The organism is Sphingopyxis sp. JAI128, assembly GCF_014207235.1.
Classification (GTDB): Bacteria; Pseudomonadota; Alphaproteobacteria; order Sphingomonadales; family Sphingomonadaceae; genus Sphingopyxis.
Genome location: NZ_JACHDA010000006.1, coordinates 272,236 through 293,453, shown reverse-complemented (window position 1 = coordinate 293,453; position 21,218 = coordinate 272,236). Strand labels below are relative to the sequence as shown.

20 protein-coding genes and 1 tRNA gene are annotated in these 21,218 nt (G+C 64.7%); 7 read left to right on the top strand and 14 right to left on the bottom strand.

The window, feature by feature from the left end; all coding sequences use genetic code 11:
• Window positions 1–225 precede the first annotated feature (225 nt).
• Complete coding sequence (locus tag HDC35_RS15930) at window positions 226–444, top strand: hypothetical protein (RefSeq protein ID WP_184648346.1); 219 nt, start codon at window positions 226–228, stop codon at window positions 442–444.
• 172 nt (window positions 445–616) lie between these two features.
• Here the strand turns inward: HDC35_RS15930 and HDC35_RS19970 are convergent, their stop codons facing one another.
• The 10 genes from HDC35_RS19970 to HDC35_RS15880 form a co-directional block, all read right to left on the bottom strand.
• Window positions 617–1,984 carry a phage integrase central domain-containing protein gene (locus HDC35_RS19970; protein ID WP_184648345.1) on the bottom strand — a complete coding sequence of 456 codons (1,368 nt, stop codon included), beginning with the start codon at window positions 1,982–1,984 and terminating at the stop codon, window positions 617–619.
• 191 nt (window positions 1,985–2,175) lie between these two features.
• Window positions 2,176–2,252: transfer RNA gene (locus HDC35_RS15920), tRNA-Met, on the bottom strand.
• A 61-nt stretch (window positions 2,253–2,313) separates the two neighbouring features.
• The gene (locus tag HDC35_RS15915) at window positions 2,314–2,799 is read right to left on the bottom strand and encodes a 2'-5' RNA ligase family protein (RefSeq protein ID WP_184648378.1); all 486 of its coding nucleotides are present in this window, start codon (window positions 2,797–2,799) and stop codon (window positions 2,314–2,316) included.
• A 230-nt stretch (window positions 2,800–3,029) separates the two neighbouring features.
• Window positions 3,030–3,782, bottom strand: a complete 753-nt coding sequence (locus tag HDC35_RS15910; RefSeq protein WP_184648344.1) for an alpha/beta fold hydrolase — start codon at window positions 3,780–3,782, stop codon at window positions 3,030–3,032.
• 5 nt (window positions 3,783–3,787) lie between these two features.
• Window positions 3,788–4,924, bottom strand: coding sequence for a kelch motif-containing protein (locus HDC35_RS15905; RefSeq protein ID WP_184648343.1), 1,137 nt, complete (start codon window positions 4,922–4,924; stop codon window positions 3,788–3,790).
• 33 nt (window positions 4,925–4,957) lie between these two features.
• Window positions 4,958–5,881, bottom strand: a complete 924-nt coding sequence (gene mltG / locus HDC35_RS15900) for an endolytic transglycosylase MltG (protein WP_221438295.1) — start codon at window positions 5,879–5,881, stop codon at window positions 4,958–4,960.
• 309 nt (window positions 5,882–6,190) lie between these two features.
• On the bottom strand, window positions 6,191–7,453 hold the full coding sequence (gene fabF / locus HDC35_RS15895) for a beta-ketoacyl-ACP synthase II (protein WP_184648341.1): 1,263 nt from the start codon (window positions 7,451–7,453) through the stop codon (window positions 6,191–6,193).
• Window positions 7,454–7,635: 182 nt separating this feature from the next.
• Window positions 7,636–7,872 (bottom strand): acyl carrier protein, encoded by a 237-nt coding sequence (locus tag HDC35_RS15890; RefSeq protein ID WP_003039428.1) that lies wholly within the window; start codon window positions 7,870–7,872, stop codon window positions 7,636–7,638.
• Window positions 7,873–8,128: 256 nt separating this feature from the next.
• Window positions 8,129–9,883 carry a M48 family metallopeptidase gene (locus HDC35_RS15885; RefSeq protein WP_184648340.1) on the bottom strand — a complete coding sequence of 585 codons (1,755 nt, stop codon included), beginning with the start codon at window positions 9,881–9,883 and terminating at the stop codon, window positions 8,129–8,131.
• 772 nt (window positions 9,884–10,655) lie between these two features.
• Entirely contained in the window at window positions 10,656–11,165 is a 510-nt protein-coding gene (locus HDC35_RS15880; protein ID WP_184648339.1) for a DUF3617 domain-containing protein, read from the bottom strand.
• A gap of 102 nt (window positions 11,166–11,267) precedes the next feature.
• On the opposite strand from HDC35_RS15880, the gene uvrB reads away from it, so the two are divergent.
• From uvrB to HDC35_RS15860, 4 genes are all read left to right on the top strand, one after another.
• Complete coding sequence (uvrB, locus tag HDC35_RS15875) at window positions 11,268–13,454, top strand: excinuclease ABC subunit UvrB (protein ID WP_184648338.1); 2,187 nt, start codon at window positions 11,268–11,270, stop codon at window positions 13,452–13,454.
• 130 nt (window positions 13,455–13,584) lie between these two features.
• The gene (locus HDC35_RS15870; RefSeq protein ID WP_311770784.1) at window positions 13,585–14,001 is read left to right on the top strand and encodes a type II toxin-antitoxin system RelE/ParE family toxin; all 417 of its coding nucleotides are present in this window, start codon (window positions 13,585–13,587) and stop codon (window positions 13,999–14,001) included.
• Window positions 13,979–14,269, top strand: a complete 291-nt coding sequence (locus HDC35_RS15865) for an addiction module antidote protein (protein ID WP_184648337.1) — start codon at window positions 13,979–13,981, stop codon at window positions 14,267–14,269. The genes HDC35_RS15870 and HDC35_RS15865 overlap by 23 nt, the downstream gene beginning before the upstream one ends.
• 94 nt (window positions 14,270–14,363) lie before the next feature.
• Entirely contained in the window at window positions 14,364–15,875 is a 1,512-nt protein-coding gene (locus HDC35_RS15860) for a S10 family peptidase (protein ID WP_184648336.1), read from the top strand.
• A gap of 287 nt (window positions 15,876–16,162) precedes the next feature.
• Here the strand turns inward: HDC35_RS15860 and HDC35_RS15855 are convergent, their stop codons facing one another.
• Entirely contained in the window at window positions 16,163–17,053 is an 891-nt protein-coding gene (locus HDC35_RS15855; protein ID WP_184648335.1) for a tyrosine recombinase XerC, read from the bottom strand.
• 108 nt (window positions 17,054–17,161) lie between these two features.
• The gene (gene hemW / locus HDC35_RS15850) at window positions 17,162–18,307 is read right to left on the bottom strand and encodes a radical SAM family heme chaperone HemW (RefSeq protein WP_184648376.1); all 1,146 of its coding nucleotides are present in this window, start codon (window positions 18,305–18,307) and stop codon (window positions 17,162–17,164) included.
• Window positions 18,308–18,385: 78 nt separating this feature from the next.
• On the opposite strand from hemW, the gene HDC35_RS15845 reads away from it, so the two are divergent.
• On the top strand, window positions 18,386–18,622 hold the full coding sequence (locus HDC35_RS15845; RefSeq protein ID WP_184648334.1) for a hypothetical protein: 237 nt from the start codon (window positions 18,386–18,388) through the stop codon (window positions 18,620–18,622).
• Window positions 18,623–18,634: 12 nt separating this feature from the next.
• On the opposite strand, the gene rdgB is transcribed toward HDC35_RS15845, so the two are convergent.
• On the bottom strand, window positions 18,635–19,261 hold the full coding sequence (gene rdgB / locus HDC35_RS15840; RefSeq protein ID WP_184648375.1) for an RdgB/HAM1 family non-canonical purine NTP pyrophosphatase: 627 nt from the start codon (window positions 19,259–19,261) through the stop codon (window positions 18,635–18,637).
• A gap of 91 nt (window positions 19,262–19,352) precedes the next feature.
• Window positions 19,353–20,069, bottom strand: a complete 717-nt coding sequence (rph, locus tag HDC35_RS15835; protein WP_184648333.1) for a ribonuclease PH — start codon at window positions 20,067–20,069, stop codon at window positions 19,353–19,355.
• Between the two features lie 102 nt (window positions 20,070–20,171).
• Here rph and hrcA point away from each other — a divergent pair, with 102 nt between their 5' ends.
• Window positions 20,172–21,215, top strand: coding sequence for a heat-inducible transcriptional repressor HrcA (gene hrcA / locus HDC35_RS15830; protein ID WP_184648332.1), 1,044 nt, complete (start codon window positions 20,172–20,174; stop codon window positions 21,213–21,215).
• Window positions 21,216–21,218 lie beyond the last annotated feature (3 nt).

The following is a 21,218-nucleotide window of genomic DNA, read 5'->3' as shown; positions in this document are numbered from 1 at the left end:
CACCCGATACGACAAGACACTTCTCTCGTTCGAGAGCTTCCTCAACCTCGCCGCCACGCGGCTATGGCTGAAGTCTTTTGTCAACACGGCCTAGGCGTGGGGGCTCAGAATGATTAGCGAGACAAGGGTAAGTTCATTGTTTCTCGTTGTCACGGTAAAGTCCCTGCCGAAATACCGCCCCATCGTTGAAACGGCGCAGTCGTCCCGCGACCCAGCAAGGAGTGAATGGTGAAAAACGTGGCCAAGATCGAGGCAGCCCGCGCCGCAGCTGCAAAATATCTGCGCGGCCAAGGCTATGAGCGGGAAGCGAGTATGATTGCCGAGGGACATGGCGACGACTTCCGGGAAGTGCGGATCGCGCTTGCACTGTGGAATATCATGCATCCTGCGCTCACGCCGCCCATCAAGAAAGGCGGCCGCCGGATCGCGGGCGAAGAGTGCTGAGGCGCGTGGCGGCGCCGACTATGACCGCAGCGCTCCTTCCTCGCGCCCTCGCCAGCGAAGCCCGCTGAACGCCATTTCAGGCAAGTTACGCCCATGAATCGCGCCGGTTGGCGGCTGCAGTATTCGCGAGCTTGGCCAAGGCGGACCTTGCGAAGCGCAAGGCAGCCGAATGTCAGGCAAGCGGCCGCGATCTGGATGGCGGCTTTCGCTCTTCCGATCGCCGCCAGAAAGGCAGCCGCGCGCGCGCGCGGGGAGCATTGCGGCACCCAGAGGTGGTCTCGCAGCCGGGCGCTGTGCCATTGGTCGCGCCGACCGGCGCTGGGACGTCGCCGCTTTTTCCGGTGCCGGATGCCCTCTTCAATATGTCGTCGGCCCAATGCTGCAACATCCTGCGGCGCGGCGTCAGATATAGAGCACTGTTATAGGCACCGCGAACTTCGTTCTCGTCCTCGTGCGCAAGCGCCATTTCGACCCAATCTGGTCGATACCGCTCGGATTCGTTTGCCCAGGTTGATGCGAGCCCGCGAAAGCCATGCACGGTCTGCCGCCCCCGATATCCCATCCGGTAACAGGCGTAGATCATCGTATTTGCCGAAATCGGCTGCCTGGGCTTCTCGCCGGGGAACACATAATCGTCGTTGCTCGTCCGACGGCGGCGCAGCAAGAGGTCGGCCGCCTGCGATGACAGCGGGACGAGATGCTCGCGTGCCATCTTCATCCGTTCCGCCGACAACCGCCACAGCGGTTCGGCCCCATCGAGGTCTTCAAATTCATCCCAGGTCACGAAGCGCGCTTCGCTTGTCCGGGCCCATGTCAGCAATGTGAGCAGCAGCGCGTCACGGGTCGTGGCGCGGCGCCGCGAATCACTCTCCCCGTCGTAGGTCTGGATTGCGGCGACCAGTCCGGGAAGTTCGGCCAGCGGGACGCGGGCCATATGCTTCACCCGCGGCTTCGGTTTGAGCGCATTGTTAAGACTGGTGGTGGGGTCGACCGTCGCCCATCCGCTGACGATCGCGAAGCGGAACACGTGGCCGATGCCCTGCTTGATGCGCCTGCTGATATCGAGCGCGCCCCGCGCTTCGACCGCTCGCACAACGTCAAGGATTTCGGGAGCTGTGATGGACTCGATGTGACGCTGGCCAAGCGTGGAAAAAACATCGCGCTCCATTTGGCAGATGACACGAGCGGCATGCGCCTGGTCGAGCTCTTCGGCGCGATTTGCGTGCCAGGCACGTGCTATGGCCTCGAACTGCCTGAGCGGATCCCGGCGATGCTTTGTCGCTTTCTTGGCGTCGCAAGGGTCGATGCCCTGTTCGATGAGCTGTTTCGCTTCCTGCCTTTTCTGGCGAGCGACCGCCGCCGAGATGGCAGGATATTTGCCCAGGCTGAGTACTTTCTCCTTGCCGGCAAATCGGTATTTGAATCGCCAGAGCTTCGACCCCTTGGGCGTCACGAGCACGAAAAGCCCCTCGCCATCGAACAGTTTATATTCGCGCTGGCGGCGCGCCGCATATTTGATTTCGAGATCCTTGAGAGCCATTGGGGGTATTTCCTGCTGGGGGTATTTCGAAAAAATGCCCCAAAAATACCCCCAGATCAAATCGCTGCCGGCGGATTCCGACGGACGATGACGGACCGAAACGGCGGCCAAAGGACGCCAGAAATATTTGATTTTATTGGAAGATAATCCGCTGACGGTCGAAGACGGACTCATACGGGCAAACAGGAAATTGGTAGCGGAGGAGGGACTCGAACCCCCGACACGCGGATTATGATTCCGCTGCTCTAACCTGCTGAGCTACTCCGCCCCGAAAGGCCGCCGCATCGGGCGAGCCGCGCCTATAGGCAGGCTCATCGCGCCGGTCAATATCATCTGCGCATGGCTCGAAAGCTGCGCGCGAAGGCGGGTTCCCACGGGCCGCCGCGATAATGGTGCGCCGCGAGGCCCGCGATCGCGAGCGGACGTGGGCGGAAATCGGACGCCAGTCGGGCAAGCAGCGCACGCGCATCGGCCGCGGGGACCTTGTTCTGCACGGTGATGTGGAGCCGCGGCGTTCCCCGGTCCTGCGCGGTGAGCATGCCGGCGAAATGGTCGGCGATGCGCGCACGGACGGCGAGCAATTCAGGACTCTCGACCCGAAAGGCAACGCCCTGCCCCAGCGAATAGACTTCACGCAGCATCGCGGCGGGCGGCGGCGTATCGGCCGCGATCCTGCGCACCAGCCGTTCCAGTTCGTCGAGGCCCGACGGCGGCAACTGGTGAAAAAGCGTGACATGTGCCGCAAGATGATTGCGATCGGGCGGGAAATGCGCGCTGCGCAGCGCGTCGAAATGGCGCTGGTCCGCCGCGCCCATCGCCGCGGTGACGATGATGGGCACGGCGCCAGTGGTCCGGTAGGGAGGGGGGAAGCCCGGGCCATCTGCTTCGGAAAGGGATGGGCGAGGCAATTTCGGGGGAGGTTTGCCATCGTCCATGGGACGCCCTTTCTCGACAGCCATCGAATGCACCCGATCCGCGCGATACACCAATCGATTTATTGCGTCACAATAATCGTTCAAGTCGATGAAATAATATTATCCGCACTTTACAGTGCGTTCCAGAACGCGTGTAGCGCGGCGGCGACCTCTTGCGGGCGCTCGGCGATCGCCCAATGCCCCGCACCTTCGATCACCGTCAGCGGCGTAGCGGTGTTAGCGGCGTAGCGCTGGGCAACCGACAGCGCGACATAGGGATCGCCGTCTCCCCAGACCAGCGCGCCGTTCGCGGGCAGTTTGGGGATATCGAGCGCCCAATCGTGCGCGAAGCTCAGCCCCTTCGCCGACCGATAGAGTTTCAGGATCGCGCGGCGCTTGTCCTTGTTCTTCCATTGCGCGGCCTCTTCGCGCGCGATGTCGGCGGGCATGCCTTGCCCGGCGAGCCCGTCGGCGAGCTTGTCGGCCTTGCTCAGCGCCATGAAGATTTCGCCGAGGATCGGCGTGTTCCAGATGCGCGCGATGCGGTGGCCGCGATAGTCGGGTTCGATCACCGCGTTCGAGATCGCCCAGCTGCGGAGCAGGTCGGGGCGCAGCATCGCGACCCGCTGCGCGATCAGCGCGCCCCAGTCGTGGCCGACGATGTCGATCGGGCCGTGCGCCGCGAACAGCGCCTCCGCCTGCCCCACCGCCCAGTCGGCATAGGCCTCCTTGGTCGCCGGAAAGCCTGCGGGGAGCGGGCCGGTGAAGCCGGGCAGCGCGGGCACGGCGACGGGCGTGTCGGCAAGGTCGAGCGCGGCCAGTAGCGGTTCCCAGATCAGCGGGCTGTCGGGGACACCATGGATGAACAGCTTTGCAGTGGTCATGGCTTTCACTCTCTCGGCAGATGGACGATCCAGCTTTGCGCGGTGGGCTCGATACGCCCCTCGCGATAGCCGCCTGCGAGCAAGGCGGTGCGCGCGTCGGCGCGCACGAGCGTCATATAATTCCACTGGCCGCCAAGGTCGTAGTCGAGTCGACGGCCGGTACCGTTGGCGATATCGAAAATCTCGGGCGCGGTGTCGCCTGCCGCGACGAGGACGCGCCCCCCGGGGAGCAGCAACAGCCCGTCGGCGATCTTGAAGCGCGGATCGGCGAGGTTGCCGGCGGGGACGAAGCGCCCCGCAGCGACATCGTAGCGTTCGACCGAGCGCAGCTTGCCGCCATAGTCGCGGCTATCCGAACCGCCCACGATCAGCACATCGCCATCGGCGAGCCGCACCGCCCCATGCTTGTAGCGCCCCTGCACAAGATTTCCCGCTGCGGCAAAGCGCCCGGTCGCAGGGTCGAAAATCTCGGCGCTCGCGAGCGCGCGGCGCGGTTCGCGGTCGGGGCGCCCGCCGCCAGCGATCAGCACCCGGCCGTCGGCGAGCAGGGTTCCCGTCGCGCCGCTGCGCGCAGCGGCGAGCGATCCGGTACGCGTCATCCGGCCCGTCGCCGGATCGAAGATTTCGGCGTCGGCGCGCACGTTCCTGCCGTCATACCCGCCGGCAATCAAGATGCGCCCGTCGGTCAATGTGACGACGGTCGGCGCGTTGCGCGGCGCCGCCAGCGCCGGGCCGGCCACCGAGCGGCCGGTGGCGGGCTCGAAGATTTCGGTCGCGGCGCTCACGCGCCCGTCGACCCAGCCGCCGAGGATCAGCGCCTTGCCGCCGGGCAGCGCCACCGCCGAAGGCTGGATTCGCGGCGCGAGCAGGCGTCCGGTCGCGGTCACCTTCAAGCCCGGCACCGCGATGATGCCGACCGTCGCGCTCGCGGGTCCGGCCTCGCAGCCCGCCACGACGCAGCCGCCGATGGCGAGCAAGGTGCCGCCGCCCGCGGCGACCAGCTGGTGCGTCGCGCGCGGCGCGCCGAGCCCCGGCCCCTGCTCGATGCGGACGTCGGACGCATCCTTCTCGGCCGCCCCGCCGCCGTTCATGCAGGCAGCGAGCGCCAGCGCGGCGGCGGACAATCCCAACAGTCGGCGCATCGGCGTCCTCCCTTGCCCTGCCGGGCGCGGTTGCTACTCTATCTCCCCCCGCTCGCGGCGGAGCGCATACCATTTCTGCACATTGGCATTATGTTCGGACAGCGTCCGCGAAAAGACATGGCTGCCGTCGCCCTTGGCGACGAAGAAGAGATAATCGTTCGCCTCGGGATCGAGCACCGCAGCGATCGACGCCTTGCCCGGATTGGCGATCGGTCCTTTGGGCAACCCGGCCATGCTGTAGGTGTTGTAGCCGTTCACCGCCTGGATTTCGGAACGCAAGATACGGCGGCCGAGCGGCTTGCCCTTGGTGATCGGATAGATGATCGTCGGATCGGCCTGGAGCCGCATGCCCACGCCAAGCCGGTTGGTATAGACCCCCGCGACGGTCCGGCGTTCGGCGGCGACGGCGGTTTCCTTCTCGACGATCGACGCGAGCGTGATCGCTTCGTTGCGATCCTTGACCGCGGCGCGCGGGGTGCGCTTGGCCCACAGTTCGGCGAACGCCTTGTCCATCGCCGCCTGCATCCGCTTCACCACCGCGGCACGGCTCTCGCCGGTGGTGAAGGCATAGGAGTCGGGCAGGATGCTGCCCTCGGCGGGAACGGGAATGTCGCCCTTCAGCCGTTTTTCGGCCATCAGCCGTTCCCACACCATGATCGAGGGCATGCCTTCGGGAATCATCACGAGCCGCTGGATCGTCTTGCCCGACTGGAACAGTGCAAGGATGTCGCCCGCGTCCATCCCCTTTTCGATCTTATACTCGCCGGGCTTGATCGGATCGTCCGAACCGAAGAAACGCGCCTGATTGCGGAAACTCGACGCCGAGACGAGCCCGGCCTCCTCCAGAATCTCGCCCGCCTTCGCGATGCTCGCGCCTTGCGGGATGACCACTTCGGCATCCTTCGGCGCGCCGGGCGAACAGGCGGCGAGCAGCAGCGCAAAGATCGCGATCGTCAGCCAGCGGAACGGATGCACCGGATTCTCCCGTCAGTCATTGCCCCGCTTAAAGCCACAAAAGACCCGCATGCGCGGGGCCTGACTGTGTCCTTTGTGGCTTTAAGCGAAGCCTCGGCGAACTCCCTGCTGCTAGAGCATGGCCGCGCAATGTAGGAAAGAGGCTTTTCATCCTCCCTGTGGCGCAGCCATGGAGGTGGCAGCGCGGCGCGCTGACGAAGGGGCCTATGGCGCGGCGCCGCGCCCCTCCACCATATCGCCTGCGGCGACGGTCCCCCTCCCCATGGCTGCGCCACAGGGAGGATGGAAAGTTCAGTCTTCAACCGCTTTCACGATCAAACTCGCGTTGGTGCCGCCGAAACCGAAGCTGTTGTTGAGCGCGGCCTTGACCTTGCGCTTCTTCGCGACCTTGGGCACGAGGTCGGCGCCCTCGGTGCCTTCGTCGGGATTGTCGAGATTGAGCGTCGGGGGCACGATCTGGTCGCGGATCGCGAGGATGCAGAAGATTGTCTCGACCGCGCCCGCGCCGCCGAGCAAGTGACCGATCGCCGACTTGGTCGAGCTCATCGACACATTGTTCATCGCGTCGCCGAACAGGCGCTTCACCGCGCCGAGTTCGATCGTGTCGGCCATCGTCGAAGTGCCATGGGCGTTGATATAGTCGATGTCGGCGGGGGTCATGCCCGCTTTCTTGAGCGCCGCGCTCATCGAGCGGAAAGCGCCGTCCATTTCGGGATCGGGCGCGGTGACGTGATAGGCGTCGCCCGACAGGCCGTAACCCACGACTTCGGCATAGATTTTGGCGCCGCGCGCCTTGGCATGCTCATATTCCTCGAGCACGACGACGCCCGCGCCCTCGCCCATCACGAAGCCGTCGCGGTCCTTGTCATAGGGACGGCTCGCCTGTTCGGGACGATCGTTATAGCTCATGTTGAGCGCGCGCGCCTGCGCGAAACCCGCGATGCCGATCGGGCAGATCGTCGCCTCGGCGCCGCCCGCGAGCATGATGTCGGCATCGTCGTCGCGGATCATCCGCGCCGCGTCGCCGATCGAATGCGCGCCGGTCGAGCAGGCGGTGACGACGGCATGGTTGGGGCCCTTCAGGCCGTATTTGATGCTGACCTGGCCCGAGATCAGGTTGATCAGGCGTCCATGGACGAAGTGAGGCGAGACGCGGCCCGGACCCTTTTCGGCGAGCAGCAGGCTTTCGCTTTCGATGCCCGGCAAGCCGCCGATGCCCGATCCGATCGAGCAGCCGGCACGCGCCTTCTGCTCCTCGGTCATCTCGGTCAGGCCGGCGTCTTCGAGCGCCTGTCCCGCGGCGTCGATACCAAAGATGATGAAGGGATCGACCTGGCGCTGGACCTTGTGGTCGACGCGCTTGCCCGGATCGAAGCCATATTCGTGATCGGGACCCTTGACCTCGCACGCGATCGTGCATTTCTGGTCCGACGCGTCGAAATGGGTGATCGTGCCGGCGCCCGATTTGCCCGCGATCAGATTTTTCCAGCTGGTTTCGACATCGCCGCCGAGCGGCGTCACCAAACCCAAACCCGTCACCACAACCCGGCGCATATTCATTCCTTTCATCGGCCCCTGCCCCCGCAGCGACCCGCATCAATTCGTTCGGCGCGCTTCTAGAGAAACATCGCGCATAAAAAAAGCTCCCCGGTCACAGGGCGCGGGGCCATGGACCGGGAAGCCGGAAACGCATTGACGGCGTCGCCGCCGCGTCCGGCAACGCCGGACGGGCTCGATCAGCCCTTGTTCGCTTCGATATAGTCGATCGCGTCCTTGACGGTGGCGATCTTTTCCGCCGCATCGTCGGGGATTTCGACGCCGAATTCTTCTTCGAACGCCATCACCAGTTCGACGATGTCGAGGCTGTCGGCGCCCAGATCGTCGATGAAGCTCGCTTCCTCGGTAACCTTGTCGGCTTCGACGCCCAGATGTTCGACGACGATCTTTTTAACCTTTTCGGCCGAATCGCTCATGCACAGTTCCTTTTTTCTGACCTGTTCGTGAATGTTGAAAATTGCCCTAGTGCGCGTGGGCAGGGCTGGCAAGAGGTCTGGCATCGACCGTTCGGCCAACCGTCGTATCGACCCGGACATCCTCCGCAAATAGCTTGTGCCGGCCCTGTCCCTTTCTGTCCCTTCCGGCACGCGATTGCCGAAATAGGCAATGCCTCCGCCGCCTTCAAGGTCGAACCGGCGCGCCGGTCGCGGCCCGCCGCGGGACGCGACGCCGTCAACGCGCGGCAGGGGCCGGCACCACGCCCGATTCGCGCAGCGCCGCCGCCGCGCGCTGGACGACGACCGGGGCGATGACAAAGCGGCTCACCACCACTTCAGGCGCGGCGCTGGCAGGCTGCCGCGTGTAATCGAGCAGTTGCCGCCACTGCGCCCGCGCTTCCGGCAACCGGCCGCGCCGGGCGAGCACGATCGAGCGCACCATCATATATTGCGGCTCCATGTTGGTGGGCGACGGCATATGGTTTAGGATCGACTGCGCCTCCTCCTGCTCGCCGCGCTGCGACAGGATGAACGCCAACGTCACCGCCGGGACCCCCGGATGGGAAGAGTCGAGCGCAAGCGACCGCCGGAGCAGCGCCTCGCCCTCGGGCATCATCGCGCACGAAACCTTGAACAGGCCAAGGAAACCCGACATGTCAGCGTCATAGCGATTGAGCGCCAGCGCCGCGTCGCCCATCGCATTACCCGCGGCGCAATTGCCGGCATAGAAATGCGCGCGCGCCATCGCGAACAGGCCGGCCGCCGCATTGGGGCTGCTCTCATAGGAGCGCTCCGCCAACGAGCGCGCCTCGGTCAAGGCCTCGCTGCCTGCAGCGGTCCCGCGCGCCGGTTGCCAGTCGCCGTAGCGGAGCAGCGACAGCGCCGCGAGCGCGGCCGAATCGCGGGGATTGCCCCGCAATGTCGCCCGCAGGCAGGAATCGACCTGCTTGACCGAAGCCTTATTGCGAAGCTGGCGCACCCTGTTGAACTGGGCAAGGCAGGGATAACCCGCCGAAAAATTGTCGGGCTGGCGCTCGACCTGGTCGCGCACGATCACCCCATAATCGCCCGCGATCTGCGCGATCGCGGGCTCCAACCCCGTATATTCGGGCGTATCCTCGTCGCCCACCCGCAATAGTTGCGACCAGATGGTGCGCTGGTCGGCCACGCGGTTGAGCACCAGCGTGATATCGGAGCTTCCGTCGATCCGGCGCACCAGCGACGCGTCGAGCCGATAGTCGCCCGTCCGCGGCGTCGCGGCGCCCGGCGCCTTCGCACTGAGCAGATCCACCAGCGCGAATCGCCGCAGGCCGTCGCGCAGCTTTCCGTCCAGCGCCCGTGCCAGCGCGCGCGATTCCGGCGAATTTCCTGCCTGAGGGGCGCTGATCTCGATCAGCGGGACAGGTACCGGCTCGCCCACGAACAGGCGTCCCGGCCCGCCGCGCAGCGTCCAGAGCGCCGACAGCGCGACGATCAACAGGGCAAGGACGACCAGCCAGCGGCCGAAGGCAGGCCCGCTGGCCGAAGGACGCAACGCCCCCCCGACGGGCCGGTCCGGGCTCCCCGCGGCGGCCGCTGCCTTGACGTCATCGCCGCCCGCGGCATCGTCGGACGAACGCATCGGCGGCGCCGACCGATGCTGCACGACAACCTCGTAACTGCCTTGCGGCACGCGCAGCCGGTGGATCCAGGGCGTATCGGCATAATATCGGTCGAGCAGCGTGCGCAACCGGCCGACCATGACACGCGGATAGCTGTCGACCGCGGGGTCGAAATCCTCGCTCCGGCCCAGCGCCTCGGTCGCGATGGCATAGGCTTTCGGCGCGCTGCGCCCACCGCGAAGGCGATGTTCGACAAGGAATTGCAGCAGCCGCGACAGCACGGGCGAACGGACGAACATCGGGGACTCGAGCAGTCGCTCGAGCTCCTCTGCGATGATCCGGTCGGTCTCGGCCGAACTCTGTGCCTCATTCGCTTTCGCGTGGTCCATGCTACCCTCAAATGCCCCCGACGGGCGGGGCGGTAGATACGCCAATCGTCGGGTGCGACCAGCCATTGTTACTTCCACGTAACGGTAACAGGCGGGCCGAACCGCATATCAGAAGAAAACCCGCACGCCAATCCGCCCGGAAAAAAGGGAAATCGGGTTAAGATTTGGTTATCAAACGGCGACATTCCGGCATGTGACCCCTTGTAACTGCCGCGCGTGTCAAATTGTGTCATCTTTTCGGGCGTCGCGACATTCCTACGATGGCGCGGCATTGAGGCCGAAAGGCGAAAGGTGCGAGCTGGTCCCTGGCACTTTTCAACCCCCCTCCGGCTTCATTCCAAGACTTCGCCGGGCGGCCCGACAGCCCCACCTGTCCGTCCGCCCGGCAAGTCGACCCCCTCTTCATCCATTCGGTCAGGCCAGCGCGGCGCGGCCACAGGCGCGGCGCCAGCGCGGCGACCATGATGGCCGGCAAAGACCAGCCCGACGACGCGCTTGCCCGGATCGTCGTCAATCGCGCGGCCAGCGTGGCTCGCGGTAAAAAGCCAGCCCGGCGGCAAGGCCGAGCAGCAGCGGGGTGGCGCGGCACCCCATCCAGCCGTCCAGATTCAAGCCGCGCCGATGCGGAATGCGCAGAGCTTGTTGCCGTCGAGGTCGCCGGTTCCCATCGTCATATAGCCAAACATCGCCATGCCCGTCCGCGCGTGGCCTGCAATAAAGGGGCGCCGATTTCCATCGACGCCCCCAATATTTTGCGCAGGAGCGCGGCGGTTCAGGTCGTGGCCGCTTTGCACGGGCCCGTGTGCGTGCTGTTCGTCTGGATGACCATTTCCATCGGTTTGCCCGTCGGGGTCTTGCCGTTGATCGTCACCGCAATATCCGACTTTTTCGCAGTCACATTGCCGGCCATCGTCATGTTGACCGTCTGACCGTTGGCGGTGCAGGTGCCCGCGATGTCGACCTTGCCGCCGGCGATGTCGTTCTTCGACCATTTGCAATCGCCGCCGCCCGCCTGCGCTTTCGAGATTTCGGAGGCGATATCTTCCTTGTCGGCCTGTTCCTGAGTCAGGCACTGGTCGATGCTGCCAGCGCTTTCCATCATCTTGGCCATGCCGTCCTTCATCTCGGCGGGCATGCCGGGAACTTCGAACTTCACCAGCTTGACTTCGTTTTTCCAATTGCCGGCTTCGCGCTTCACCGGGCCGTCGGCGTTTTCGCTCTTGCCGCAACCCGACATAGCGACGAGGGCGCCGATCGCGGCGACCGTCAGAAATTTCTTCATCTATTCATCCTCCTGCTGAGCAAATGGGAGGACCCAGATGCTGCGACTTGGTTGCAACCGCCATTATTGTCGTTGGCCGCAATCGATACCATATTGGTGGTAATGGCAATCCAGATTCGCACCTCGCTCGACGAAATCGACACCGCCGAAGGCTATGTCCCACATCGCCCCGCCCGCCCCGACAAGATCGAAGGCGGCAAGCGATTTGAACTGGTTAGCGACTATGAGCCGGCGGGCGACCAGCCGACCGCGATCCGCGAACTGGTCGATACCGCACTCGCCGGCGAGCGTGACCAGGTGCTGCTCGGCGTCACCGGATCGGGCAAGACCTTCACCATGGCCAAGGTGATCGACGAGTTGCAGCGCCCTGCCCTCATCCTTGCGCCGAACAAGATCCTCGCCGCGCAGCTCTATGGCGAATTCAAGAGCTTCTTTCCGAACAATGCGGTCGAATATTTCGTCAGCTATTACGACTATTACCAGCCCGAGGCCTATGTGCCGCGTAGCGACACCTATATCGAGAAGGAGTCGAGCGTGAACGAGGCGATCGACCGGATGCGCCACTCGGCAACGCGCGCGCTACTCGAACGCGACGATGTCATCATCGTCGCGTCGGTATCGTGCCTGTACGGTATCGGGTCGGTCGAGACGTACTCGGCGATGATCTTCGACCTCAAGAAAGGTCAGGTCGCCGACAATCGCGAGATCATCCGCAAGCTCGTCGCGCTGCAATACAAGCGCAACGACGCCGCCTTCGCGCGCGGCAATTTCCGCGTCCGCGGCGACAGCCTCGAAATCTTCCCGTCGCATTATGAGGATATGGCATGGCGCGTCAGCTTCTTCGGCGACGAGATCGAGGAGATCACCGAATTCGATCCGCTCACCGGCAAGAAGATCGCGAACCTCAACAGCATCCGTATCTATGCCAACAGCCACTATGTCACCCCCGGCCCGACGCTCAAACAGGCGAGCGAGGCGATCCGTCACGAACTGGCCGAGCGGCTGAAGGAACTGGAGGCCGAAGGCCGGCTGCTCGAGGCGCAGCGGCTCGAACAACGCACCAATTTCGACCTCGAGATGATCGCCGCGACGGGAAGCTGCGCGGGGATCGAGAATTACAGCCGCTTCCTGACCGGCCGCCTGCCCGGCGAGCCGCCGCCGACCCTGTTTGAATATCTTCCCGACAACGCCCTGCTCTTCGTCGACGAGAGCCACCAGACGATCCCGCAGATCGGCGCGATGTCGAAGGGGGATCACCGCCGCAAGATCACGCTGGCCGAATATGGCTTCCGCCTGCCGAGTTGCATCGACAACCGCCCGCTGCGCTTCGCCGAATGGGACATGATGCGTCCGCAGACGGTGAGCGTGTCGGCGACGCCGGGGACGTGGGAGATGGACCGCACGCAGGGCGTCTTCGCCGAGCAGGTGATCCGCCCGACCGGCCTGATCGACCCGCCGGTCGAGATCAAGCCGGTCGAGGAACAGGTCGACGACCTGATCGCCGAGGCGAAAAAGACCGCGGCGGCGGGATACCGCACGCTCGTCACCACGCTCACCAAGCGCATGGCCGAGGATCTGACCGAATTCCTCCACGAGGCGGGGCTCAAGGTCCGCTACATGCATTCGGACGTCGAGACATTGGAGCGCATCGAGATTATCCGCGATTTACGGCTCGGGGTGTTCGACGTGCTCGTGGGGATCAACCTGCTGCGCGAAGGGCTCGACATCCCCGAATGCGGGCTCGTCGCGATTCTCGACGCCGACAAGGAAGGCTTCCTGCGCAGCGAAACCAGCCTCGTCCAGACGATCGGCCGTGCTGCACGCAACGTCGACGGCCGCGTCATCCTTTACGCCGACCGCATCACCGGCAGCATGGAACGCGCGATGCGCGAGACCGACCGCCGCCGCGAAAAGCAGGAAGCCTATAACGCCAAGCACGGCATCACCCCGACGACGATCAAGCGCAACATCGGCGACATCATCGCGCATGTCGCGTCGAAGGACGGCGTCGTCATCGACATCGGGGACGACAAGCCCGCGCACATGGTCGGCCACAACCTCCGCGCCTACATCCAGGAGCTCGAAAAGAAGATGCGCGACGCCGCCGCCGACCTGGAATTCGAGGAAGCCGGCCGCCTGCGCGACGAAATCCGCAAGCTCGAGGCCGACGAACTGGGCCTGCCGCCGGATCAGCAGGTGGCGCCGCGCGTGGGGCGGAGCAACGAGGGCAAGCCGGGCACGCGCAAAGGCCGCTTCGGGAAGCAGAGCAAGACGAAGTGGGGGCGGTAAAAAAGACCAAAAGATTGCACCTGAACGACAATCGTTTATATTGTTGATCTCGGCCGGAAATGGCGAGGCCGGGGATTAGTCAGAACTGCCTGCCACTTTTGTATCGCTACGGCGATTTGGAAGTTCTGACATGAAACCTTCTTTTTCTTCGCATTCCCGGCGGTCCCGCAGCCGCGCTTCACTTGCGGAAACAATTGACATGAGCAAGAATGTCCTCTACACAGGACAGCCTTACCGACTGCCGGAAACGACCGAATTCGCCCGTTGGCTTAGTTCATTGCGGGACGTTCGCGCGGTTGCCAAGATCGCTGATCGTCTGAAACGCGCGTCGAAGGGCAATTTCGGAGACCATAAGTCCGTCAAAGGCGGCGTTTTCGAAATGCGGATCGACTATGGGCCGGGCTATCGGGTTTATTTCTTCCGGCGCGGCAAGGAGCTTGTCATTCTGCTTTGCGGCGGCGACAAGCGCAGTCAGGTTGACGATGTCGCCCGCGCCAAGCGGTTGAAGGAAGAGATTGAAGGCCGTGACGGAGCTACGACCCTTTGACGCAGCAACCTACCTCGCGACCGAGGAGCATATCCTCTATTATCTCGAAGCGGCGATGGAAGGGAATGATCCGAAACATATTGCCAGCGCGCTGGGCGACGTCGCCCGCTCGAAAGGCATGAGCGAGATCGCCCGTAAATCGGGGCTCGGTCGGCAAGCACTTTACAATGCGCTGTCGGAGAATGGTAATCCGACGCTGGAAACGCTGATGGCCGTGCTCGACGCCCTCGGCCTCGAACTGTCGGTGCAGCCTAAAAAGGCAGCCTGAGCCCTTCGATAAAACGTATACGTTTTCCGACGAGCGGCCTTGCCCCGCCCCTTTGCACTGCTTAGGGTCTGCCCCGCAACGGGGAGAAATATCAATGAAAACAGGTCTGTCGCTTATCGCCCTGGCGCTTGCCGCCGCCGCGCCGGCCGCCGTCCACGCGCAGGACAAGCCTGCCGATGACAAGGCGAAGGCCGAAAAGCCCGCCGCCGACTACGAACCGCAAATCCGCACCACCAAACTCAGCGGCACCTTCGGCGGTCAGCGGATCAATTACGCCGCGACGATCGGCGAGACGATTATCAAGAACAAGGACGGCGTGCCCGAAGTTGCGGTCGTCACCACTTCCTACGTCAAGGAACCGCGCGACCCGAACCGGCCGATCACCTTCCTGTTCAACGGCGGCCCCGGTTCGGGCACCGTCTGGCTGATGATGGGCGCGTTCGGGCCGAAGCGCGTCGCGATTCCCGGCACCGGCGTCGACGACGGCGCCCCGCCCTACCCCATCGTCGACAATCCCGACGCGCTGCTCGACGTCACCGACATCGTGTTCATCGACCCGCCGGGCACCGGCTTTTCGCACCTGATCGGCAAGGCCGACCCCAAGGATTATTATGGGGTGACGCAGGATGCCAAGCTGGTCGCCGAGGTGATCCGCCGCTGGCTGAACGACAATGGCCGCTGGAACAGCCCCAAGTTTCTTGGCGGCGAAAGCTATGGCACGACGCGCTCGGCCGCGGTCGCCAACCAGCTGATGAACGAGACCTATAATGACGTCGCCCTGAACGGCATCATCCTGATCTCGACCGTGCTCGATTTCGCGGCGGGCGCCGACACGCCGGGCAACGAGCTGTCGCCGATCACCAACTTGCCGTCGATGGCGGTGACCGCGCTCTACCACGGCAAGGCGACGGCTTCGTCGCCCGAAGCCTTTGCCGAGGAAGCGCGCCAATGGGCGATCGGCCCTTATGCCAGCGCGCTGCTCAAAGGGCAGAAATTGCAGGGCGAGGAACGCGCCGCGATCCGCCGCGAGCTTTCGCGCTTCACGGGGCTTGGCGAAACTTTCCTCGAAAATGCCGACCTGCGCGTGACGCCCAGCCGCTTCTACAAGGAATTGCTCCGCGACCGCGGGCTGACCGTCGGCCGCCTCGACAGCCGCTATACGGGCAAGGATTACGACAGCGCGGGCGAGACGCCCGACAATGATCCGAGCTTCTATGGCATCGACGCGAGCTATACCGCCGCGATCAACAGCTGGAGCCGCGACGGGCTGGGGTTCAAGACGGACCGCGAATATCAGTCGATCGGCCGGATCGGCGGCCAGTGGGACTGGCGCCTCGGCGGACGCGACACCAACGCCTATCTTAACGTCGCGCCCTATATCGGGCAGGCGCTGCGCGAAAATTCGGGGCTGAAGGTCCTCGTCGCGCAGGGCTATTATGATTTCGCGACGCCCTTTTTTGCCGCCGAATATGCACTGTCGCGCACCGGCATCCCGCAGGACCGCATCCAGTACACTTACTATGGTGCGGGTCACATGATGTATATCCGCGACGAGGATCGGCACAAATTGTCGGAAGATGTGCGGGCGTTCATTCGCGCGCGGTGAGGACGGCGGGCTTCCGCTGGTAGCGGACATTTATCCTCCCTGCGGCGTAGCCGTGGGGAGGGGGACCACCGCGAAGCGGTGGTGGAGGGGCGGCGAAGTCGCGCGAACGCCCCTCCGTCAGCGGCTCCGCCGCTGCCACCTCCCCATCGCTACGCGACGGGAGGATTCTCTTCCTCGTCATCCCGGACTTGATCCGGGATCCATCGCGGCGTTGAAGTCATGGACCCCGGATCAAGTCCGGGGTGACGAATGTCGGGAACCCACCCCAAAACCGACATCGCTCCCCGTCAAGCCCGCGGATGCGCCGACCGGTAGATGTCGAGCAGATGCGCGGCGTCGACCGCGGTATAGACCTGCGTCGAGGCGAGGCTCGCATGGCCGAGCAGTTCCTGCAGGCTTCTGAGATCGGCGCCGCCCGCGAGCAAATGCGTCGCGAAACTGTGGCGCAGCGCGTGCGGGGTCGTGCGTTCGGGCAGGCCGAGCGCGCGCCGCGCAGACCGCACATTGGCGCGCACCACTCCGGGGGCCAGCGGTCCGCCCCGCGCGCCGAGGAACAGCGGCGTGTCTTTCGCGATCGGGTAAGGACAGGCATCGACATAGCGCGATACCGCCTTTGCCACCGCGGGCAGGATCGGCACGATGCGCGTCTTGGCTCTTTTGCCGGTGACGCGGAGCGTATCGCCGAGTGGCAGCGCCGCGCCGGTCAGCGACAGCGCTTCGCCGATGCGCAACCCTGCTCCGTAAAGCAGCAGCAGCAATGCGAAATCGCGCGCGCCAGCCCAGCCCTCGCGTGCATTGTCTTCGACATCCTGCGCCAGCCGCAACGCTTCGGCGGGCGCGACCGGTCGCGGCAGACCCTTCTTGACGCGCGGCCCGCGCATCTGCGGCACGCTGGCGTTCGACCCGCCGACGAAGCGCAGGAAGGTCCGGAGCGCCGAAAGCTCGCGCGCCGCCGACCCATTGCCCAATCCTTCGGCGCGGCGCTCGGCGAGATAGGCGCGCAGGTCGTTCGGGGTCAGGCTTTTCAGCATCGCCGGGTCGACCGCACCGCCGCGATGACGCGACAGGAATGCGCAGAACCGCTCCGCCGTCGCGATATAGGCGCGGCGCGTATGCTCCGACCGGCGCTTTTCATGCGCCAGATGGGCATCCCAATCGCGGATCAAGCCGTGCGCCAAATCATGTCCCCATTCCCGCTCGCATCGAGCGAAGTCGAGATGCCCTTCGACACTGCGCGCGATCGACGGGTATCTCGACTTCGCGCGTCACGAACGCGTCGAGAGAGCCTAGCCGGTTCGCACCACCTCGGAAAGGATCGAGTCGAGCAGCAATATGCCGTCCCCGGTCACGGCAAGCCGGTCGCCGTCGTGCCGCATCAGACCCTGCCCCGCCAGCCGCGCCACCGCATCTGCATCGACAAATACCGCGCGCTCCAGCCCGCTCCGCGCCTCGATCCGCGCCAGGTCGATCCCTTCGGTCAGCCGCAGCCCCATCAGCATCGCCTCGGTCGCGCGTTCGTGTGGCGGCAGGTCGGTCTCGACTTTCAGCCCGTGGCCGTTGCGCGCCACTGCGGCGATGAAATTCTCGGGCTTCTTGTGCCGTTCGGTCGCCTGGGCCAGTCGCCGTCCGTGCGCGCCGGGGCCGACGCCCGCATAATCGGCGTAGTGCCAATAGGCGAGATTGTGTCGGCTTTCCTGCCCGACGCGGGCATGATTCGACACTTCGTAGCGCGGCAGGCCGGCGGCGCGGGTCATCGCCTGCGTCGCGTCGAACAGGTCGGCGGCCGCATCGCCATCGGGGATGGTGAGATCGCCTTTCGCCGCCAGCGTCGCGAAGCGTGTGCCGGGTTCGATGGTGAGCTGGTAGAGCGAGAGATGGTCGGTGCCGAAGGCAAGCGCATCCGAAAGTTCGGCTTCCCATGCGGCGAGCGTCTGGCCCGGCCGCGCGTAGATCAGGTCGAAGCTGACGCGCGCGAAATGCGCCTGCGCGGTCGATATCGCGCACCGTGCCTCCTCCTCGCTGTGGGCGCGGCCCAGAAATTCAAGCGCTTGCGCATCGAAGCTTTGGACGCCGATCGAAACGCGATTGACCCCCGCGGCGGCAAGATCGGCGAAATTGGCAACTTCGACCGAATTGGGGTTCGCTTCCAGCGTAATCTCGACATCGTCGGCGAGCCCCCACAATGCGCTGGCTTCGGCGATCACCGCCGCGACGGTCGCGGGGGGCATCAGGCTGGGCGTGCCGCCGCCGAAAAAGATCGAGCCGACCGGGCGATCCGGCAGCAACGCCGCCTCATGCCGCAGATCGGCCAGCAACGCATCGCGCCACACCGCCTGATCGACGCGATCACGCACATGGCTGTTGAAGTCGCAATAAGGGCATTTCGAAACGCAAAACGGCCAATGGACATAAAGGGCGAGCGGTTCGGCCATGGGGGGCGATATAGTCACTTTTCATCAATTGTCTGCATGAGTAGGCTTGCCACCTGTACGCGAGGCCGGAGAAGCGCTGTGGATATTGCCAATGGGGATTTCGCTCAGCTGGTCAAACGGACCCGCGAGAAATTTGGCGTGAGCATTGATGGCGCCCATGACCTAATCTTTGCCGATGACGAAATGCGCAGGCTCGTCGCCCGTCGTGGTAACCAAGATGCCGAGTGCCGCAAACAGGCATTGTGGGACATGCGGGAGAAAGGCGATCGGTCTCGCTTCATCGAAGTCGATGGGAAAATCAGATTTCGCCCCTGACGGGCGGGAGCGTCAAAACGATCCAGCCACCAGCTTGGCAAACGCATCGGCGCGGTGGCTGATCGAGTGCTTCTCTGCTGGGTCGATTTCCGCATAAGTCAGCGTGTTACCGACTGGAACAAATACCGGATCATAACCGAAACCGAGCAGTCCGCGCGGGGGCCAGGTCAGGCTGCCTTGCGCGCGGCCCTCGAACACTTCGGCATGGCCGTCGGGCCAGGCGAGCGCAAGGGTGCAGACGAAGCAGGCGCTGCGATCGACGTTCGCCCCCTGTCCGGCCAGCAGCCCCTCGACCTTGCCCATTGCCATATACCAGTCGCGGCCGGGTCCGCCCTCGAACGCCTGCCGCTCGGCCCAGTCGGCGGTGTACACGCCGGGACGGCCACCAAGCGCCGCGACCTCCAGCCCGCTGTCGTCGGCCAGCGCGGGCAGCCCCGACGCCGACGCGCTGGCATGCGCTTTCAGTAGCGCGTTTTCGCGGAACGTCGTTCCCGTCTCGTGGGGTTCGGGTAACCCCAGGTCGCCCGCCGACACCGGCTCGATCCCAAACGGTTCGAGCAGCGCGCGAATTTCGCGCACTTTGCCCGCATTGTGGCTGGCGATCACCAGCTTTCCGGGTTGCAGTTTGCGATGCGCCATCATCGAACCTCTCGAAATTCGTCATGCCGGACTTGATCCGGCATCCATGAACGCGTGGACCCCGGATCAAGTCCGGGGTGACGAAGGGAAATTAGCGCCCCGTCGCCTTGTCCTGCGCCGCGAAAATCTCGCCGCAGCCGATGCGTGCGAGGCGGAGAAGGCGGAGCAGGCCTTCTTCGTCATAGGTCGCCCCCTCGGCGCTCGCCTGCACTTCGACGATCCGGCCCTTGCCGGTCAGCACGAAATTGCCGTCGGCCTCCGCCGTCGAATCCTCGTCATAATCGAGGTCGAGCACCGGCGTGCCCTTGTACATACCGCACGAAATCGCGCCGACCTTGTCCTCGATCGGGTCCTCGGCGATCGTTTTTGCAGCGAGCAGCTTGTCGACCGCCAGCCGCATCGCGACCCACGCGCCCGAAATCGACGCGGTGCGCGTGCCGCCGTCGGCCTGGATCACGTCGCAGTCGATGATGATCTGACGCTCGCCGAGCTTTTTCATATCGACGACGGCGCGCAAGCTGCGGCCGATAAGCCGCTGGATTTCCTGCGTCCGCCCCGACTGCTTGCCTTTCGCCGCCTCGCGGCTGCCGCGCGTATGCGTCGCGCGAGGCAGCATGCCATATTCAGCCGTCACCCAGCCCGCGCCCTTGCCCCGCATCCACGACGGCACCTTTTCGTCGACGCTGGCCGTCACCAGCACCTTGGTATTGCCGAAGCTGACAAGGACGCTGCCCTCGGCGTGGATAGTGAATTCGGTCTCGATGGCGATGGAACGCATCTGGTCGGGCGCGCGGCCGGAAGGGCGCATGTCGGGATTCTCCTGTAATATGTGCGGCGCGCTTAGCCGCGCGGACCCGGCTTGGCCAGAGCATAGCTTGCCCCCGCCGCTCGCCATCCCTAAATCCTTCGCATGACCACGCCGCCGATCACCGAACTCACCACGCGCGCCCGCGATGTGTTCCGGCTGGTGGTCGATGCCTATCTGGAGACCGGACAGCCGGTCGGGTCGCGCACGCTGTCGAAGCTCGCCACGCTCAACCTGTCGCCCGCGTCGATCCGCAATGTGATGCAGGATCTCGAGGAATTCGGGCTGCTCGCCAGCCCGCACACGAGCGCCGGCCGTCTGCCGACCGAACAGGGACTCCGCCTCTTCGTCGACGGGATGATGCAGGTTGCCGAGCCCAGCGCCGAGGACCGCGCGCAGATCGAGGCGAGCCTGTCCGAAGGCGGCCCGATCGAAAGCGCGCTCGCGCAGGCCACCTCGGCGCTGTCGGGGCTGTCGGCCTGCGCGGGCCTGGTCCTCGTCCCCAAGCATGAGCGCGTGCTGAAGCAACTCGCTTTCGTGCCCTTGTCGGCGAACCAGTCGCTTGTCGTGCTGGTCGCGGGTGACGGAACGGTCGAGAATCGCGTCATCGATATTCCTGCGGGGCTCAACCCCTCGGCGCTGGTCGAGGCGGGCAATTATATCAGCGCGACGCTCGGCGGGCTGACGCTGACCGAAGCGATGGCCCGCGTGCGGCGCGAGATCGAGGACGAGCGCATCGCGATCGACCGCGCCGCGCAGGACCTCGTCAGCCGCGGCCTCGCCATCTGGTCGTCGGACGGCGCCGACCGCCCCGTGCTGATCGTGCGCGGACAGGCAAATTTGCTCGACGACAGCGCGGTGGGCGACCTCGACCGCGTGCGGCAACTGCTCGACGAGCTCGAGACGAAACAGGATATCGCGCAATTGCTCGACAGCGCGCGCGAAGGCAGCGCAACCCGGATTTTCATCGGGTCGGAGAATAAATTATTCTCGCTTTCGGGCTCGTCCGTGATAGCGGCGCCCTATCGCGGCGCGGACGGGCGCGTGGTCGGTGTCGTGGGCGTAATCGGCCCGACGCGCTTGAACTATGCCCGGATCGTTCCCATGGTGGATTTCACCGCACAATCGCTCTCAAGACTGATACGATAGGTT

What these genes read in the sequence shown, in the direction of transcription:
- HDC35_RS15860 (WP_184648336.1), top strand. Translation starts at nt 14,364, where the DNA reads ATGAAAACAGGTCTGTCGCTTATCGCCCTGGCGCTTGCCGCCGCCGCG.
- uvrB (WP_184648338.1), top strand. Translation starts at nt 11,268, where the DNA reads ATGGCAATCCAGATTCGCACCTCGCTCGACGAAATCGACACCGCCGAA.
- HDC35_RS15905 (WP_184648343.1), bottom strand. Translation starts at nt 4,924, where the DNA reads ATGCGCCGACTGTTGGGATTGTCCGCCGCCGCGCTGGCGCTCGCTGCC.
- hrcA (WP_184648332.1), top strand. Translation starts at nt 20,172, where the DNA reads ATGACCACGCCGCCGATCACCGAACTCACCACGCGCGCCCGCGATGTG.
- HDC35_RS15880 (WP_184648339.1), bottom strand. Translation starts at nt 11,165, where the DNA reads ATGAAGAAATTTCTGACGGTCGCCGCGATCGGCGCCCTCGTCGCTATG.
- HDC35_RS15930 (WP_184648346.1), top strand. Translation starts at nt 226, where the DNA reads ATGGTGAAAAACGTGGCCAAGATCGAGGCAGCCCGCGCCGCAGCTGCA.
- HDC35_RS15890 (WP_003039428.1), bottom strand. Translation starts at nt 7,872, where the DNA reads ATGAGCGATTCGGCCGAAAAGGTTAAAAAGATCGTCGTCGAACATCTG.
- rph (WP_184648333.1), bottom strand. Translation starts at nt 20,069, where the DNA reads ATGCGCCCTTCCGGCCGCGCGCCCGACCAGATGCGTTCCATCGCCATC.
- HDC35_RS15915 (WP_184648378.1), bottom strand. Translation starts at nt 2,799, where the DNA reads ATGGGCGCGGCGGACCAGCGCCATTTCGACGCGCTGCGCAGCGCGCAT.
- rdgB (WP_184648375.1), bottom strand. Translation starts at nt 19,261, where the DNA reads ATGGCGCATCGCAAACTGCAACCCGGAAAGCTGGTGATCGCCAGCCAC.
- HDC35_RS15870 (WP_311770784.1), top strand. Translation starts at nt 13,585, where the DNA reads ATGAAACCTTCTTTTTCTTCGCATTCCCGGCGGTCCCGCAGCCGCGCT.
- hemW (WP_184648376.1), bottom strand. Translation starts at nt 18,307, where the DNA reads ATGGCCGAACCGCTCGCCCTTTATGTCCATTGGCCGTTTTGCGTTTCG.
- HDC35_RS15910 (WP_184648344.1), bottom strand. Translation starts at nt 3,782, where the DNA reads ATGACCACTGCAAAGCTGTTCATCCATGGTGTCCCCGACAGCCCGCTG.
- HDC35_RS19970 (WP_184648345.1), bottom strand. Translation starts at nt 1,984, where the DNA reads ATGGCTCTCAAGGATCTCGAAATCAAATATGCGGCGCGCCGCCAGCGC.
- HDC35_RS15885 (WP_184648340.1), bottom strand. Translation starts at nt 9,883, where the DNA reads ATGGACCACGCGAAAGCGAATGAGGCACAGAGTTCGGCCGAGACCGAC.
- fabF (WP_184648341.1), bottom strand. Translation starts at nt 7,453, where the DNA reads ATGCGCCGGGTTGTGGTGACGGGTTTGGGTTTGGTGACGCCGCTCGGC.